Source organism: Nocardia sp. NBC_00403, from assembly GCF_036046055.1.
GTDB lineage: Bacteria > Actinomycetota > Actinomycetes > Mycobacteriales > Mycobacteriaceae > Nocardia.
Genome location: NZ_CP107939.1, coordinates 6,036,602 through 6,053,971 on the forward strand (window position 1 = coordinate 6,036,602; position 17,370 = coordinate 6,053,971).

14 protein-coding genes are annotated in these 17,370 nt (G+C 66.3%); 4 read left to right on the plus strand and 10 right to left on the minus strand.

Features of this window, described 5'->3' with window-relative positions; genetic code table 11:
* Positions 1–5: 5 nt before the first annotated feature.
* Positions 6–440, minus strand: coding sequence for a MarR family winged helix-turn-helix transcriptional regulator (locus OHQ90_RS26900; protein ID WP_328402057.1), 435 nt, complete (start codon positions 438–440; stop codon positions 6–8).
* A 115-nt stretch (positions 441–555) separates the two neighbouring features.
* Between OHQ90_RS26900 and OHQ90_RS26905 the strand changes: the two genes are divergently transcribed.
* On the plus strand, positions 556–1,422 hold the full coding sequence (locus OHQ90_RS26905; RefSeq protein ID WP_328402059.1) for an NAD(P)H-binding protein: 867 nt from the start codon (positions 556–558) through the stop codon (positions 1,420–1,422).
* 104 nt (positions 1,423–1,526) lie between these two features.
* Here the strand turns inward: OHQ90_RS26905 and OHQ90_RS26910 are convergent, their stop codons facing one another.
* Both OHQ90_RS26910 and OHQ90_RS26915 read right to left on the minus strand, forming a co-directional pair.
* Positions 1,527–2,174 carry a pentapeptide repeat-containing protein gene (locus OHQ90_RS26910; protein WP_328402061.1) on the minus strand — a complete coding sequence of 216 codons (648 nt, stop codon included), beginning with the start codon at positions 2,172–2,174 and terminating at the stop codon, positions 1,527–1,529.
* Positions 2,175–2,350: 176 nt separating this feature from the next.
* Positions 2,351–3,610, minus strand: a complete 1,260-nt coding sequence (locus OHQ90_RS26915) for a phthiocerol/phthiodiolone dimycocerosyl transferase family protein (protein WP_328402064.1) — start codon at positions 3,608–3,610, stop codon at positions 2,351–2,353.
* A gap of 383 nt (positions 3,611–3,993) precedes the next feature.
* Here OHQ90_RS26915 and OHQ90_RS26920 point away from each other — a divergent pair, with 383 nt between their 5' ends.
* A complete protein-coding gene (locus tag OHQ90_RS26920; RefSeq protein WP_328402066.1) occupies positions 3,994–5,826 on the plus strand; it encodes an AMP-dependent synthetase/ligase in 1,833 nt (610 codons plus the stop codon).
* 92 nt (positions 5,827–5,918) lie between these two features.
* The gene (locus OHQ90_RS26925; protein WP_328402068.1) at positions 5,919–6,776 is read left to right on the plus strand and encodes an SDR family oxidoreductase; all 858 of its coding nucleotides are present in this window, start codon (positions 5,919–5,921) and stop codon (positions 6,774–6,776) included.
* Here the strand turns inward: OHQ90_RS26925 and OHQ90_RS26930 are convergent, their stop codons facing one another.
* The gene (locus OHQ90_RS26930) at positions 6,777–7,277 is read right to left on the minus strand and encodes a GtrA family protein (protein ID WP_328402070.1); all 501 of its coding nucleotides are present in this window, start codon (positions 7,275–7,277) and stop codon (positions 6,777–6,779) included.
* 115 nt (positions 7,278–7,392) lie between these two features.
* Between OHQ90_RS26930 and OHQ90_RS26935 the strand changes: the two genes are divergently transcribed.
* Positions 7,393–9,765 (plus strand): type I polyketide synthase, encoded by a 2,373-nt coding sequence (locus OHQ90_RS26935; RefSeq protein WP_328402072.1) that lies wholly within the window; start codon positions 7,393–7,395, stop codon positions 9,763–9,765.
* A gap of 12 nt (positions 9,766–9,777) precedes the next feature.
* Here OHQ90_RS26935 and OHQ90_RS26940 read toward each other — a convergent pair whose 3' ends face one another.
* Genes OHQ90_RS26940 through OHQ90_RS26965 form a run of 6 tightly spaced genes read right to left on the minus strand, consistent with a single transcriptional unit; the run spans position 9,778 to position 17,370 of the window.
* Positions 9,778–11,127 (minus strand): cytochrome P450, encoded by a 1,350-nt coding sequence (locus OHQ90_RS26940; RefSeq protein WP_328402074.1) that lies wholly within the window; start codon positions 11,125–11,127, stop codon positions 9,778–9,780.
* 11 nt (positions 11,128–11,138) lie between these two features.
* Positions 11,139–12,428 (minus strand): flavin-containing monooxygenase, encoded by a 1,290-nt coding sequence (locus OHQ90_RS26945; protein WP_328402076.1) that lies wholly within the window; start codon positions 12,426–12,428, stop codon positions 11,139–11,141.
* Positions 12,425–13,990, minus strand: a complete 1,566-nt coding sequence (locus tag OHQ90_RS26950; RefSeq protein ID WP_328402078.1) for a glycosyltransferase family 87 protein — start codon at positions 13,988–13,990, stop codon at positions 12,425–12,427. Before OHQ90_RS26950 ends, OHQ90_RS26945 begins: the two co-directional genes overlap by 4 nt.
* 57 nt (positions 13,991–14,047) lie before the next feature.
* Positions 14,048–15,226, minus strand: coding sequence for a nucleotide disphospho-sugar-binding domain-containing protein (locus OHQ90_RS26955; protein WP_328402080.1), 1,179 nt, complete (start codon positions 15,224–15,226; stop codon positions 14,048–14,050).
* Between the two features lie 4 nt (positions 15,227–15,230).
* Entirely contained in the window at positions 15,231–16,424 is a 1,194-nt protein-coding gene (locus tag OHQ90_RS26960; RefSeq protein WP_328402082.1) for a class I SAM-dependent methyltransferase, read from the minus strand.
* Entirely contained in the window at positions 16,417–17,370 is a 954-nt protein-coding gene (locus tag OHQ90_RS26965) for a GDP-mannose 4,6-dehydratase (protein ID WP_328402084.1), read from the minus strand. Before OHQ90_RS26965 ends, OHQ90_RS26960 begins: the two co-directional genes overlap by 8 nt.

The following is a 17,370-nucleotide window of genomic DNA, read 5'->3' on the forward strand; positions in this document are numbered from 1 at the left end:
GTCACTCAGTCGGCCGAACCGTGCAGCAGATCGGTTGCGGCACGGTGAATTTTCGCCAGCGCGCTCAGCAGGTGCTCGCGCTCGGTCGCCGTGAGATCCGCGGTGATCACTTCCTCCAGCGATCGTCGTTCGGCCTCGACCGGCTCCCGCAGATCATGGCCGGCGTCGGTGAGCCAGAGGCGCACGAGGCGGTTGTCGTGGTCGTCGCGCTGACGGACGAGCAGCCCGGCGTCGGCCATCCTGGTGGCCATTTTGACGACGGTGGGCGTCGTGACGTGCAATGCGGCGGCCAATTCGCCCGGCGTCTGCCCATCCCGCTCCCACAGCGCTGCCAGCAGGTGGTTCTGGCCGAGGTGCAATCCGTGCCGTCGCATGCCCGCGTCGGCCACCGCGCGCAGCGCCTTTGTCGTCTTGCTGTGCAGATCCAAGAACTCGGGCATCGCGGTCTCCATGGTCGGACGAAACAGGTCGATTGACGGCTAATCATTAACCGGCTAACGTCTCTGTCGAGACAGTTGATAGTCGGCTAATGAACTGGGAGCAGCAATGATACTGATGACCGGAAGCACCGGAAATGTGGGGCGAGAACTGGTCCGGGAGCTCGATGGACGCGGCGCCGCATGCCGGATCCTGGTCCGCGATCCCGCGCGCGCCGCCGCGCTGCCCGGTCGCATCCCCCGCGTCGTCGCCAATCTCGACGACCCTGCCACCCTCGCGAGCGCTTTCGACGGCGTCGACGCACTTTTTCTGCTCGCTGCGGGCATCGGCACCGAGCAGACCGCCCACGCCATCGCGGCCGCAGTACGCGCAGGCGTCCGCCACGTCGTGCACCTGTCCTCCCTCTTTGCGCTCGGCGATCCCACGCCCGCGATGGGACGTTGGCACCACGCGCGGGAGGAAATCGTCCGGGCCAGTGGCATTCCCGCCACCATCCTGCGGCCGGGCGGCTTCATGACCAATGCGCTCGAGTGGGTACACAGCATCCGCAACGAGGGTTTCGTCCTCGACCCCGTCGGTCCAGGACGCTTCGCGCCGATCGATCCCGCCGATATCGCCGCGGTCGCAGCGCACGTCCTGACCGAAAACGGCCATGAGAACACGGAATACGCTCTCACCGGCGACGAGGCGCTCACCGTCACCGAGCAGGTGCGGATCCTCGCCGCGACGCTCGGCCGGACCATCGAAGTCCGCGCGGTGCGCACACCCGAGGAAGCTGTTCGTTCCCGCTTTCCGCACGGTGCTCCCCCGGCGCTGGCCGCCGCCATTGCGGAAGGGTTTGCGCTGCTGCGCGCCGATACGACCGGGTTTCGCACCGACACTGTCGAGCGGCTGCTCGGTCGCACGCCTCGAACCTTCGCCGAATGGTGTGCTGCGAACACTGCCGCGTTCCTCGGCGACACCGTAGACGCCTCCCACCGGTGAAAAGCATTGGGGCGCAGCTGGTCTCCGAGCACCACCCCGTCGATAGCGATGGAACTACGAACCTTCAACAGTTCAGTCTCGGCGATGACACACGTGAACCACGGTCAGCTGTCGACGACGTTGATGCCGATCGCCCGGGCGAAATCGGGGGCAAGGTCCATCAGTTGACGACTGCTGATGGTCGCGCCGCGCAACGCGTCGATACCGTCGGCGATGCCGATGCTCACCGCGTCGCGGAGGTCGAACTTCTTCAGGCGCGCCCGGTTCAGTAGCAGTCCTTGCACCACCGTGCCGGGGAAGGTCACATTGGTCAGCTCGGCGTCGCCGAAATCGGTGTGCCGCACAACGCAATCGACGAACGACACGTCGCGGAACTTGGCGCGGCGGAAGTTGACGGAGTCGAACTTGCAACCCTCGAATCGAACTCGCCGCAAATTGGCACCGCCGGCGTCCACACCGGACATGGCGCCCTCGATCAACTCCGCGTCCTGCCACGAGGTGTCGGCCAATTCCGTGCCGACCCATCGCACGTTGCGCACCCACACATCCGTGAATCGCGAGTACCGCATGCTGCCGCGATTGATCGAGAGCGAGGTGAACACCGCCTCGGAGAACCGCGCGTGACCCGCCTCGACATCGTCGATGTCCGCGCCGCTCACCTGCACGCAGTCGTAGTCGCCTTCCTGCTCGAGCGGGCCTTCCAGCGGTTTCAGGTAGCTCGCGTAGGGCAGGTCTGCCAACTCGCGGGGCATCTCGCCCACCTCCCGGGTTCAGTCGTCGACGTCGATCTCTGTCTACCAGGCGGGGCCGACACACCCTCGATACGCAGGTAGGCACGAGCTCAGCCGCACCCGGGCAAGCGGCCCGGGCGCGCATCATTCGATGGCGAGCCCGAGCCGGGTTCGCTACTCGCGCGACGACACTCGCGTCACTGCGGGGAGCGGATGTCGGCGGCCGCGTGCAGTGTCGTTGTGAGCAACTCGATGCGACGCTGCTCCTGTGCGGCGGTCTGCGGCGGATGATGGATTTCGATGCTCAGCCGGTCGTCGAAGGTGCTGATAATGCAGGTGTTGGCCGCTGGCCTGCGCCCGGTTCGGTCCGGTTTCGCGATGAAGATCGAGCGAAAGTCGTCTATCCGCAGGTCCTGCTGCGCGGGCAGTTGCGGCACTCGGCCCCAGTTCGTCGCCATCACCATCCCGGGGACCCTGGGTGGTCCCGCCGCTGCCACATCGGGGATCTGCAGGGGCGTCTGCTGCACGAAACCCGAGTCCACGGCGGCCTGCAGGGCATCGCAGACGCCGCGGGCCAGGCCGATTATCGTTGTCCCCGCGTCCGCACCGGGCACATAGTTCGTGAATCCCAGGACGTCGGTGCCGTCGGTCAGACCGATCGGGGGGCTGACCCTGGTGCGTAGATCGACGGAGTACAAATACATGAGCTCGGTCAGCGGCAGTGCCCGAATCTCGGCCTCCATCAGTAGGATCGCCGCGGACACCAGCCCGTGCACCGTTACCTGTTCGCGGTGCCCGAGATCGACCAGCTGCGCGGTCACTGCCTTACTCAGCCGGCATCGCGTCGTCTGGGACATCTGGTATCCGGGGTCGATGGTGTCCGGTGCGGGCGTTGAGATCACCGCGAGCCCCGGCGCCGGTGCGGCGGCCGCCGGATTCGGAAACTTCTCGATGCCGCGGGCGGCCAGCAGTGCCTCCACGGGCTCCGGATAGGGATGGATCTCCGGTTCGGGCAGGCGGCCTTCGGTCGCTGCACGATAGAAGAACCATTGATCGCCGAGGATGGCAAGGGCATGGTACGCATCTGCCACGCTGTGATGGATCACGAGCGTGACGCTCGCGGAGTCGCCGTCGCGGACCACGCACAGCGCACCGACCGCTACGCTCTGGTCGAACTTCGCTCCGGTGAGCAGTTGCTCCGGATCACCGTCGACCACCGAGATTCCCGGCGCCGCCCCCGCCCCCGCCGCAGCCACCAGGACATGCCCGCCGGTCTCGACGGCCTCGAGACGAGCGCCCAGGATGGGATAGGCGCGAACAATGGCGTCGAACGCCGTCGACAACGCATTCAGGTCCAATCGACCGGACACGCGAACCGAGTACCCGACGAAGACCTCACCGAAGGCGAACATCTGTTCGCTCGGCGCCAACGGACGGATGACGCTCGCTGTGGACATGTAGTTCCCTTCAGATGTTGCGTATCGCCCCGGAGATCGAGCCACCATCCACATGTCCGAACCTGCGGCCGCTCCCGACGTCGCTACCCTGAATCCCCGGGCGCTGCCGAGTCTTTCAGGTCTCGGCGCTCGCCGTTGCCACAATTCACGCATCTCATGGGATGCTCCGAGATTTCCCCGATGCGCGAAATCAGGTTCGCACGTATGCCGCCTCATGACCCGCGGACCTGACTACCATGAGTGAGCCGCGCCACTCTTGGCGCGCCGACTCGCGCGAAGTTGACAGAAGCACCGTTGCGTTCTGCCGACATCGGGTCTCGGACCGGACCCGTGCGGACGCCGCGAGATTCGGTTCATGCCAGAGAAAATCGGGAAACAGGGATATGACGACAACACTCATCGGATATGCGCACGAATCGGGCAAAACGGTCTACACCGTGCCGGAGGCGTTTCAGGAGACCCTGACGTTGCGGCCCGAGCAGGTCGCGTTGCGGACGGTCGGCGGCACCCAGGAGATCACGTGGCGTGAGTACGGCGAACGTGTGAAGTCGATCGCCGCGGGCCTGGCCCGGCTCGGCGTCGGGCACGGCGACACCGTCGGCATCATGCTCACCAACCGCCCCGAGTTCAATCTGGTCGACACCGCAGCGCTGCATCTCGGCGCGACTCCGTTCTCGGTCTACAACACCAGTTCGTCCGACCAGATCGCGCACGTGTTCACCAACGCGGCCAACAAGGTCGTTGTGACAGAACAGGTTTTCCTCGGTGCGGTGACCGGCGCGGGCGTGGACCTCGCGCACACCATCGTGGTCGACGGTCCGGCCACCGGCGCCATCACGCTCGAGGAGGTCGAGGCCAACCCCCTCGACGACTTCGATTTCGACGCGGCGTGGCGCGCGGTTGCCGCCGACGATCTCGCCACCCTGATCTACACCTCGGGCACCACCGGCCCGTCCAAGGGCGTGGAGATCACCCACCTCAACGTGCTCGCCCAGATCATCGCGCTGGTCAACGGCCCGCTGCAGGTGGGCATGGACCACCGTACGGTGTCCTACCTGCCCGCCGCGCATGTGGCCGACCGCATCTCCGCACATGCCCTCAGCCTGACCACCGGCATCCAGATCACCACCGTCACCGACCCGCGCGAGGTGGCGGCCGCGCTGCCCGACGCCCGCCCGACCACGTTCTTCGGCGTGCCACGGGTGTGGCAGAAGATCAAGACCGGCATCGAGAACAAGCTCGCCACCGAACCGAGCGCGGCCAAGAAGGCACTTGCCAACTGGGCCATCGGCACCGGAATCGCCGCTGCCCGAGCCGATCTCGCGGGGCAGGGCCGCGGCCCGATGCTCTCCGTACAGCACAAAGTGGCCGAGACGCTGGTGTTGTCGAAGCTACGGCACGCCCTCGGCCTGGACGAGCTGAAGGTGGCGGCTTCCGGCGCCGCACCCGTGCCGCCGGAGACCCTCGAGTACTTCCTCGGCCTCGGCTTCGCCGTGACCGAGGTGTGGGGCATGTCGGAGACCACCGGCGTCGGCACCTACACCGAGTTGGACAAGCCGCGCCCCGGCTCGGTGGGCCGCACCGTCGAGGGCATGGAATTGCGCCTGGACGCCGACGGGGAAGTCCTGGTGCGTGGCCCCATCGTCACCCGCGGCTACCGCAACATGCCAGAGAAAACGGCCGAAGCGATCGATGCGGACGGCTGGCTGCACACCGGTGACGTCGGAACCATCGACCCCGACGGCTACCTCCGCATTGTCGACCGCAAGAAGGAACTCATCATCAACGAGGGGGGCAAGAACATCGCCCCGAGCAATATCGAGAACGCGATGAAGGCCGCCTCCTCGCTGATCGGTCAAGCCATCGCGATCGGCGATGCCAAGCCCTACATCACCGCGCTCATCGTGCTCGACCCCGATGTCGCGACCCTGCGTGCCAAGGAATTCGGCGCCACCGACGCCGACCTGGCCACACTCGCCACCCGCCAGGAGATCGTGGACGAAGTGCGCGCCGCTGTGCAGGCGGGTAACAGCAAGCTGTCACGAGTGGAGCAGATCAAGCGCTTCACCATCCTCGGCGCGGTATGGGAACCGGGCGGCGACGAGCTGACCCCGAAGATGTCGCTCAAGCGCGCCCCGATCGCCAGCAAGTACGCGGACGGGATCACGGCTCTGTACGCAAAGGAGCCCTCGGACAAAGTAATCAGCGTCAAGTAGCAGCCAACGCGCCGGCCGAAGGCGACCTCCGTGCGGGATGGAGGTCACCTTCGGCACGCGGGGACGGCCACCGGAGCAGGAGCACGAAGACCATGACGAAACCGGGATCGAAGTCACTGGCAGGCAAGACCATGGTCGTGACGGGCGGCAGCCGCGGCATCGGTCGGGCCATCGCACTGCGCGCCGCCGCCGACGGCGCGAACATCACGCTGCTCGCCAGAACCGATCAGCCGCATCCGAAGCTGCCCGGCACCATCCACACCGCGGCCGCGGAAATCGAAGCCGCAGGCGGTCGGGTGCTCCCGTTCGTCGGCGATGTCCGCGACGACGATACCGTGGCGGCGGTGGTGCAGGAGACGGTCGACCGGTTCGGTGGCATCGACATCGTGGTGAACAACGCCTCGGCGATCGACCTGACGCCCACCGACTCCATGACGATGAAGAAGTACGACCAGATGCAAAGCGTGAACACGCGTGCCGCGTACCTGCTGTCCAAACTCGCGATTCCACACCTGCGGGTGGCGTCGGCCGCCGGGCGCAACCCGCACATCCTCACGCTCTCCCCACCGCTCAACCTCAACCCGGCATGGACGGGCTCGTCGTTGGCCTACCTGGTCTCCAAGTACGGGATGAGCCTGACCACGCTCGGGCTCGCCGAGGAATTGCGCGAGGACGGCATCGCCGCCAACTCGCTGTGGCCGCGTACCACCGTCGCCACCGCCGCTGTGCGTAATCTGCTCGGCGGCGAGGCGGCGATCGCGAGGTCACGCACGCCCGAAATCTGTGCCGACGCAGCACATCTCGTGTTCTGTTCGCCTGCGGCCGACGTGACCGGTAATTTGTTCCTCGACGACGAAGTACTCACCGCGCACGGCGTCACCGAACTGGACCGGTACCGCGTCATCCCAGGCGGCGGGCCGCTCGAACTCGATATCTTCGTGGACGCCTGACTACTCGGGTGCGCGTTCCACCTGATTCGGGAACACCACCCGCACGAAGGCCCAGAACCGAAACACCATGCCGAGCGCGGTACCGATGAGCTGCGCGGCCACGAAATCGGCTACGTTCTGGGTGAGCCGGGAGACCTCGGGCACCTCGAGGTGGAGCATGTAGCGCGACACCCACAGCGGTGCGGTGTTGATCGCGACGGCGAGGAAGCTGACCGAATAGAACAGCGCTGCCTCGTGGTGCCCGCGCCGTCCGCCACGCGCGGCGAAGGACCACTGCTTGTTCAGGATGTAGGACAGCGTGATCGCCGCGAGCACCGCCAGCACCTTCGCGATGATCGGCTGCGTCTCGAGCACTGTGCTCTTCAGAGTCAGAAAAACGGCGGTGTCCAGTGTGAACGCGGCCACCCCCACGGAGGCGAAGCGAATCAGTTCACGACGTCGTGCCTCGCCTCCGAGCACAGAAGTCACCCGAGTGAAAACGGGGCGATCGGAAAACAGCACAGGTAGAGTCTCGTCCGTATCTCTTTACCTCACAACAAGATCAGCGGAATTGCCGAAAGGCACCTGTCCGCCGGACACCTGGTCGGACGGAATCCCGGTAGGTGAGTAGGCGTTTGTGAAACGGAAGAAGCCGCAGCGGCGCACCAACCGCGACCAGGCGACGACCACACCGAGCGCGCAGCCGATTGCCGTGGTCGGCATGAGCTGCCGATTCGCCGGCGGCGCGGATTCGCCGGAAGCCCTGTGGCGCTTGCTGATCGGCGAGGTCGACGCAGTCGCGGACGCGCCGCCGGCAGGTCGGTGGCCGGCAGGGAGTTACCACGACACCGAGCGCAACGCTCCCGGCAAAACCGTCTCGATCGCGGGCGCCTACCTGCCCGATGTCGAGCTGTTCGATGCCGAGTTCTTCGGGATCACCCCGCGCGAGGCCGCCGATATGGACCCGCAGCAGCGGCTCGCCTTGGAATTGTCCTGGGAAGCGTTCGAGGACGCGGGAATTCGACCCGACGCGGTCCCCGACACCGGCGTGTACTTCGCCAACAAGTTCAACGACTACCGGGCGGTGAAGTTGCGGCGCGGCCCCGCCGCTACAACACCCTTCACCAGCACCGGCGATGTGGAGGGCATCATCGCGAACCGGGTGTCGTATTTCCTCGGTTTCGACGGGCCGAGCATGACGGTCAACGCATCCTGTGCGGGTTCGTTGGTCGCGGTTCACCTGGCCTGCCAGTCGCTGCGCGCGGGCGAAAGCGCGGTGGCGGTAGCAGGCGGCGTCCAGCTGAATCTCATCCCGGACACCGCGATCGGCCTGTCCAAGCTCGGTGTACTCGCCCCTGGCGGCCGCTCCCGCGCCTTCGACGCCACCGCCGACGGTTATGTGCGCGGCGAAGGCGGCGCGGTGGTCGTGCTCAAGCCGCTGTCGGCGGCATTGCGCGACAGTGACCGCGTCTACTGCACCGTGCTCGGCAGCGCCACCAACAACAACGGCCACCACCATCGGGGGACGGCATCCGACAGGGCGGGTAAACACAGCATGCCCGCCAGTAGCGCTGCCGGGCAGGAACAACTGTTGCGCCGCGCCTGTGCCCGCGCGGGCGTGGACCCGTCGACCGTCGACTATGTCGAAGCCCACGGCACCGGCACCGCCATCGGCGACCGCGCCGAGTTGACCGCTCTGGGTACCGTCTATGGAGCGGCCGAGCGGGGTGGCACCGCACTGACCGTCGGTTCCGTCAAGACGAACATCGGGCACACCGAGGCGGCCGCCGGGATGGCCGGACTGCTCAAGGTCGCGCTCGCGCTGCGGCATCGCCAGATACCGCGCAGCCTGCATTTCGACCACGCCGCAGCGGATCTCGATCTCGCGGCGGCCGGCATCCGGGTCGCGAATACCCTACTGCCATGGCCCGAACGGGAGGGACCGGCCCGCGCCGGGGTGAGTGCGTTCGGCTTCGGCGGATCAAACGCGCACGTGATCGTTGAAGAAGTCGCGACAGAGATCGCGGATGGTCCGCCACCGAATGTGCGCGCGACCTCGAGTGAGACGGAGCTACGCTACCCAGAGCGTTTGATCGTATTGTCCGCACGCACCGAACCCGCACTGCGCGAGCAGGTTCGCCGGCTGCGCGACCACCTGTCGAGCCACCCCGGCATCACGCTCGACGACCTCGCGCACACGCTCTGCCGCACGAGAAAGCCTTTCGAACAACGCCTTTCGCTGGTGGCGACCACCATGGCAGAGGTGAACAACTTTCTGAACCAGAGACTCGGCGACACTGTGCCGATCGGTGCGTCGACCGAGACGGCCGATGCATCCCAAGCCTCGGCCTTGGTGGTTGCTGCAGCCCTGCGACCGGGTACAGTGCCGCGCCACAGGCTGCTGCAGGCGGTCGGCGCGCTGTTCGAACGCGGCGTCGACCCGGAATGGTCGGCCCTCGCCCCACCGGGCCGTGTGGTGTCGTTGCCAACGTATCCGTTTCAGCGGCAACGCCATTGGGCCATCCCCGCAGAGACCGAACCGATGCGGGACCAACGCTCCGAAAGCACTGTGGTAGCAGGTAATTCGACGCAGGATCACGGGCGAGGCCACCGTGTCGGCCGCGCCGCGCTGAGCGACACGGTGGCCAAGGAACTGGCCGAGGTCGTCGGTGTCACGCCGGACCGCATCGGCCGCACCCGGAACTTCGATCAGCTGGGTGTCGGTTCGGTGCACGCCGTCGAACTCAGCTCCCGTCTCGCCGCCCGCCTCGGCATCACCGTCCCCGCGGCGATCATCTGGGGCCACCCCACCGTCGAACTCCTCACCGCCGAACTGTCCACCCGCCTCGAAGCGACGAACCACCCCGCAGCACCACCGACAATCGGGGCACGTGAGCTCCCGGACGGCATCGAGCCCGCGCTCCTCACCCGCCCGCCGCGGACATCGGCGGACGAGGAGGTTCTCTCCACAGCCGAACTACTGGCGCTCGGCCACGAACTGCTCGGCTGATCGCGACCGCCGTCAGGTCAGTGCCGGCTGGGTGGCCCTGCGCACGGGTCGGATCCGAATGCCGAACTCCGGGCGCAGGTTCACCGACGCCAGCGGCACAACCGGGTGCGCGCTGTCCAGCTCGAGCCGGAAGCGTTGCACGGTCATGGCCAGGATCAGCACCATCTCGGTCATCGACATGTCCTTGCCGAGGCAGATCCGCGGGCCGCCGGAGAACGGAAAGAACGCGAACTTGTGCCGTTCGGCCACTTCCTTGTCGGCGAAGCGCTCGGGCCGGAACTCCGCCGGGTCGTCCCACAGCCGCTTGTCGCGGTGAATGTAATACATGCACAACGTGACCCGGGCGCCCGCCGGGACGTGATACCCGCCGATCTCGTCGTCGGCGATCGGCGTGCGCTCGACGATCCACGCGGGCGGGTACAACCGCATCGTCTCCTCGATGACCATCCGGCAGTAGCCGAGCTGCCCGAGGTCGGCGAAAGCCGGGGTACGGTCGCCGAGCGCGTCGCGAACCTCGCTTGCGAGGCGTTCCTGGATCTGCGGGTGCGTGGCCAGCAGATAACACGCCCACGAGAGCGCATTGGCCGGTGATTCGTGACCCGCCACGAGCAGCGTCTTGATCTCGTTGAGCAGGTCTTCCTCCCGCATGCCCTGCCCGCCCTCGTCGCGGGCGCGGACCAGCGTGGTGAGTACGTCCGAGGTGTCGCCGCCGCCCCTACGTTCCTCGATGAGCTGCCGTACGACGTCGTCGAGTTCGCCCACCTTGTGGGCGACCCGCCGCGCCGCCGGCGTCGGGAACGACTGCGGCAGCTTCACCGGGGCGTTGACCCGCTTCATGATGAACGCGAAGGCGGCTCGCATCGCATCGGTGACTTGCGTTGTGTCCGTGGACAAGTCGATGCTGAACAGGATCCGCCCGGTGACCGCGAGCAGCAGCTCGACGTAGTCGTCGTAGATGTCGCGATACTCGCCCGCCGCGGCATCCCAGCGATCCAGCATTGCCGTTGTGCTGCCGGTGATGTCGTCGGCGAATCCCTTGACGTGCGTATGGGAGAACGCCGGGCTGATCAGCTTGCGCTGCTTGCGCCAGTAGTCCATGTTGTTGGTGGTCAGCTGGCCGTCGCCGAGCAGGATGCTGAACTCGTCGTAGATCGGGCTCTTACGATAGTTGGTGTAGTTGTCCTTGAGCACGTATTCGGTCAGCATTGGATCCGCGACCAGGTAGACCAGCATCGGCCCGGCCTTCACCCGGACCACGTCGCCGTAGCCGTCGAGCAGACTGCCCACGGTGGCCAGTGGGTTCTTCGCCAGTTTCGGCAGCATACGGCCGGTTTCGACCAGTCCTGGACCAGGGGCTTTCATGGTGGGACCTTTCACTTCAACAGCTTCGCGTGCTTGCGCAGCTGGTTCACGTAATCCTGTTTCTCCACCACGAGCGGGTACTGCTCGGCGTGGTAAAGACGCAGTCCGGCATACAGATCGGGCTGCGCACCGTGGGTCGCGCGGACGAAGCGCTCGATCCGTTGCGGCCCGGCCGCTTTCGCCTGCACATAGTCGGCGACGAGTTCGGCCTGGTGGGTGTAGACATCCCAGTGGGAGCCGATCGGGCGCACCATCCCGACGACGAACAAGCCGAGCGCACCGGGCGGAAAGATGTTGAGGTACAGCCCCGGTCGCAGCGCCCCCTCTGCCCAGTTGAGGTGCGCACGGTCGACCACCGGATAGTTCGGCACGAAACCCGTTGCCAGGATGACCATGTCGACCTTCTCCTCGCTGCCGTCGGTGAAGGTCGCTCGGTCGTCCTCGATCGCGGCGACATCGGGTTTCGGCGTGATGTCGCCGTGCGTGTAGTAGTGGTGCAGCTGATCGCCGAGCATCGGAATGACGATGCCCTTGTCGAAGTCGGGCACCGGCAGTCCGAACGATCGGGATCGGCGGCGCAGGTAGGAGAACAGCGTTTGGAACGCTCGCTTGCGCATCGGCCGCCACATGCGTCCCTGCAGCATGCTGTCCGTTGGCTGCCCGAGCAGATACTTCGGCATGCAGTAGAATCCACGCCGACTGCTGTGCAGAGTCAGTGCCGCGTTCACCGCGCAGTCGGACAGGATGTCCGCCGCCGACTGCCCGGCGCCCACCACCAGGACGCGCTTGCCGATGATCTGTTCGGGATGTCGGTACTCGCTCGAATGCAGCACGGGCACTGTGCTATTGCCCGGGATGTCGATGCGGCGCGGGGTCCGGTCGTGCCCGGTGGCGATGACCACGCCTGCGTACGACTTCCTGGTGCCGTCACCGAGGGTCACGTCCCATCCGGCCTCCGGTCCGTCCGTGACGGGCCCGATCCGCCGCACCTCGGTGTTCAGCCGGATATGCGGTGCGAGTTCGTTGGCGTCGACGTAGTTCTGCAGGTAGCGCAGGATCAACTCATGACCGGGATAGTCCGGATAGTCTTCCGGCATCGGAAAACCCGGAAACGCCTGCACGCCTTTCGAAGCGATCACATGAGTATTGCGACTGACCGGCGAATCCGATCTGCGCGCGTCCCAGATCCCGCCGATCCCGTCGGTCGCCTCCAGCACCTCGAACGCGATCCCGCGCGCGGCGAACGCCTGGGCGGTCACCAATCCGGCCGCACCGGCGCCGATCACACAGTAGGTGTTCATGCCGCACCGACCGGTTCGGGTTCCGACGCCGCGACGCCGCGGGCTTCCCCTGCCTCCGTACCGCCGCTCGCCCGCCAGGACACCGCGAAGCAGGTGACGTAGATGATCGTCTGCGCAACCAGGGTGAAGTACACGTTCTCGTTGTAGACCGCGACAAGAAGCCAGGCCACGGTCAGCAGCGCGATGTTGCGCTTGCTCCCCCGCATCAGGCCCGCGTATACCGCGAACATCCACACCGCGCCGACCGCAATGTACACCCACGGCCCGAACGGCGCCCGGAACGAGGCCAGCGTGAGCACCGCCAGCCAGATAGCGAGGTTCTCGGCCCGGAACCTCGCGCCTTCCGCTCCGGCGCGCAGCCGCCGGTGGATCCGCACCGCGGTGACTGCGACCAGGATTACCAGCAGCAGCGTATAGATATTGGTGATGAGCCGGGCCGGTCCGGTGGGATCGCCGATGTCCCAGCCCATGATGTTGGCCTTGTACGGCAGCCCGTAGGGCGAATAGTTGACGAGCTGATTGGCCCGTTCGACGAGCACGAACTGATGGAACTCGCCGCTGGCCAGCTTCTGCCAGGTGCCGTCGGACAGGAACAGTCGCCACGGCTCACGTCCGAAGATAACCAGCGTTGCGAGCGAATAGATTCCGCAGAATGCGGCGGTCCATGCCGCGGGTCGCCAACGTCGTTGTACGAGCAGATACACCAGCAGGATCGCCGGTGATACCTTGGCGATGATCGCGAACGCCAGTGCCGCGCCACCGAATATGTTGCGACGCAAGTGGAACAGCACCATGGCGCCCGCACCGCCGACATACAGGATCAGCACGTGGATATTGCCGATCTGCAAGGTCGCAAGGGTGGGTAGGCTGAGCCACACGACCGGCGTCAACGCGGCGAGCACGCCGCCCTGCTTACCGCCCACCCAGCGGGCGATCCCCAGCATGCCGATCAGCACGATAGCGACGTACAACGAGTAATACAGCGCCCGCAGTGTGCCGAAATCGTGACTGAACACCAGCAGCAGCCGTGGCAGCAGCAAGAACGGCGGCGGGTATAGATAGGCGTCCCGGTCCTGCGGCAGTACGCTCGGCAGCACCGAATCCGCCTGCGGGGACTCGTACCGATGCCGGTTGTACAGGTTGGCCGGGTCGTCCTCGGCGACCAGAGCACCGCTGACATAGCCGGTCAGATGGGACTTCTTCACCAGGAAGTCGTCCTCGGCCGACAGCGAACTGTCCACGTTGTTCGCGTCGAGAATGAACTGCGTCAGCCGGGCGAGCACCAGCACCACGGCGAGGATGACCACACTCCACAGCACCCGCACCACGATCGGCTTACTGCGCACCACGTCCCGCCATTCGACGGGCACCGACGGTACGAAAAGGACGAACAGTACTGCCGCGCAGAGGATTCCGAGCAGCGCGGTAACCGCACCCGGTAGTCCGGTGAGCGACAGTGTAATCATCACGATGGGGACGAGAATGCCGACGACGAACACCGCGTACATCGCAGCGTAGTAGTCGAGTGCGCCACGGAACCTCGTCCAGGTCCTGGATATCATGTACAACCTGCGCTTTCCAACTTCAGCATGGTCCTGCCCGAGGACGTCGCGGTGGTCTTATCTGATCCGCGCGCCGATGCGATCGGCGAGCTCCGGGACGATCTGCGCCACTACCTCGTTGGGCGTCGGCGCGTCACGGATATCGGCCCCGACCTGTTCGGCGGCGGCGCGGAACCCGGGTTCACGCAGCAGCGTCCCGATGGACTCGGCCAGCCCGTTCGTATCGGCTTGCGCGGCCGAATCTTCGGCTCCCTGCCCCGCGCCCGCGCGCACCATGCCGCGGGCATAGTCGAACTGGTCGAACATCTGCGGCAGCACCAGTTGCGGCAGGCCGTACCAGCCGGCCGTGAGGCCGGTCGTCGAACCGCCGTGGTGCACCAGGAGATCGCATCCCGGCAGGAACAGTTGCAACGGCACCTCTTCGACAACGCGGATGCGATCGGGCAACTCACCGACGAGCGCCCGATCGGTGGCGGAGAGCGCGACCACGATCTCGGCGTCCGCGACCGCGGACAGCGACTCGACAATCGCACGCAGTGGGCGCGGCCCGGTCAGGCTCAGCGTGCTGCCGCCCAGACAGACCGCGATCCGTTTGCGCCCCTCGTCGTTTCGGTGCCAGTCGGGTAGCACGCCGGTCCCGTTGAACGGGATGAATCGGATCGGCGTGCCGGGCGGCGCGTCCGGCGCCTGCACACTCGCCGGGCAGATGTCCAGCACGGCGACGGGGTCGGCCAGCTCACCACCCGCCTGCGCGACCAATGCCGCGGTACGTTCCATGAACGGCCCGCCGGTCGGATCGATGCCCCACCGGTGCACCAGCACAGGCAGATCCAGGACGGCTCCGAGTGCGCGACCGACGGTCGCCAGCGGGTCGGTGAGGACGACGTCGGCACCCCAGTCCCTGGCCACGTCGGCGAATACGTCGAGGTGCCGGGTCGCGTGGTTGCACCAGTTCTGCGCGGCGATATGCCACAGACCCTGACCTGAGGCCTGATCCCGGTCGGCGAACAGCGGTAGCGGGAACATACTTGGGTTCACCTGGGTACGCAGCTCGTCCATCGGCACGTTCAGTGCCGCCAACTCGACTGCGTTCAACCCGGAACGCCGCGCGGTGGCCGTGACGTCGCTGCGCGAGGCGACGAGCACATCGTGACCGGCCAGCCGCAGCGCCCAGCAGAACGGCACCATCGCCAACAGGTGCCCGGACGACGGTACCGGGACGACGAGGAATCTCATACCCTCACTCCTTCGGCTTCATCCACTCCATCGGATTGGTATGCCGCGGCACCCATGATGGAGCGGATTGCTCGCTGTTGCGGCGCTTTTCGATGACGACGATGTTGTGGTAGAAGTGCACCGCGCCGATCCACTCGTCGTGCGGGCGAGGCTGCCGCCCCGCATCCTTCTCGAATTCCTGATGGTGCAGCGCGTCGACAAGGGTCTTGAGATAGCCGACTGTGGTCGCCGGACTGTCGAGTTCGGTGCTGCTGCCGCCCCAGCCGGTCCAATACGAGGTCTGAGTGTCCTCCACCACATACAACCCACCCGGACGCACATGGGCGAACAGTGCCTCGAACGAGGCGATCACATCGCCGCTGATATGGCTGCCGTCATCGATGATGATGTCGAACAGACCGAGCGAGCCACCGAGTTCGGCAAGCAACGCCGGATCCCCCTGGTCGCCTTGCAGCGGCTGCAACCGTGGTTCGGCGATGCCGGACTTGTCGAAGTAGTCCAGTCCATACACCATGCCACGACGGAAGTACTGTTTCCACATGCGCAACGAGGCGCCACCGACGTTCGGTGCCTGATAGCCGCCGATACCCAGCTCCAGCAGCCGCACGCGACTGTTGCGCAGCGGTGCGAAATGCCGCTCGTAGTGCTCGGTGTACCAGTGGCCGCCCCACTTGTCCGAGCCGAATCGCAGCGACAGCGCGCCGAGGTCGTAATGATGTGTGGCGCAGGCGGTCACGATGCCGTCAGCGGCGCGCGCCGCGGCGTCGCGGGCCATCCGCCACGGATCGTCCGGCACGAAACTGCCCGGCCCCGGCTCGTCCTTCAGCGCGATCGAGCGGGTACCGACCTCGGCGTCGGGCGGCCCGTACACCGCGCGCAGCAACTCCACCAGATCCTGCCGCACCACCAGCCACGGATCCTCCAGAGTGCCGGGGGCGACGGCCGGGTCCTCGGCACCGAAGGTGACCAGGTAATCCAGTTGCTTACCCTCGTGGGTCAACTCGAATACCGCGGTGACCGGCCGACTCGGCGGCACGCCATCGTGGGCCCGCCAGGCGATTTCCTTCAGCACCGCGTCGATCACCGTTTCGGTGCCGATCTCGCCGAGTCGCGCCGCCGTCTCCTCGTAAACCCCGTCCGCGATGGAGATCAGTTGCGCGGCAGAGAGATTCTCGTCGTTCAGGTTCACATCAGCCATCCGTTCCGCCGGTGACCACCGGCCTCGCTTCGTCGACCAGGCACACCCCTTCGGCCGCGAGCATGGCTCGAACCAGGCCGCGGAAATCCACCGAGGGCCGCCATCCCGTCCGCTCGCGCAACCTGCGCGCGTCGCCCACCAGTGGCTGCTGGTGGCGGGTCAGCATGGCGGGGCGTTCGCGAACATGTTCTCGCCAGTCCAGTCCGGCCATACCGAACGCGACCGCGCAAAATTCCGCGACCGTGTGATATTCACCGGTCGCGACCACGAAGTCGGCAGGTTCGTCGAGGGCGAGGATCCGGGTCATCGCCTCGACGTAGTCCGGCGCATATCCCCAGTCCGCGCCCGCGTCGAGCCGGCCGAGTACCAACTCCTCCGCTGCGCCCTGCTGGATCCGGGCGACCGCCCGCACGATCTTGCGACTGACGAATTTCTCGGCCCGCAAGGGTGATTCGTGGTTGAACATGATCCCGGTCGACACGAACACGCCACGGGCCCGATAGGCCCGGCAGGCCAATAGGCCTGCGGCCTTGCTCACCCCGTAGATCGACTGTGGCCGCAACCCGCTGTCCTCGTCCCGGTCGGCGCCGTCGCCGTCGCCGGGACCGAACATATGTGAGGAGGCCGCATAGAACAGCCGGGTGCCGGTCTCATAGCGATCGATCGCCTCGGCAAAGTGCTGCACCGACAGCGTGTTCACCCGGTGCGAGTCGCGGGCCAGCTCGCGCGGATCCACCGGCGGATCCTGCGAGGAATGCTGGACTGCCGCAAGCAGATACACCTGCAGCGGTCGCTCGGCCGCAATCAACCTCGCGACCGATTCGGCGTCGGTGATGTCGACCGGCCCAGCGCGGCTGAGCGGGACCACCTGATGGCCACGCGCGCCGAGCAGGTTGGTCAGCAGCGTGCCGTCCTGTCCCGATGCGCCCGTGACGACGATGGTCAT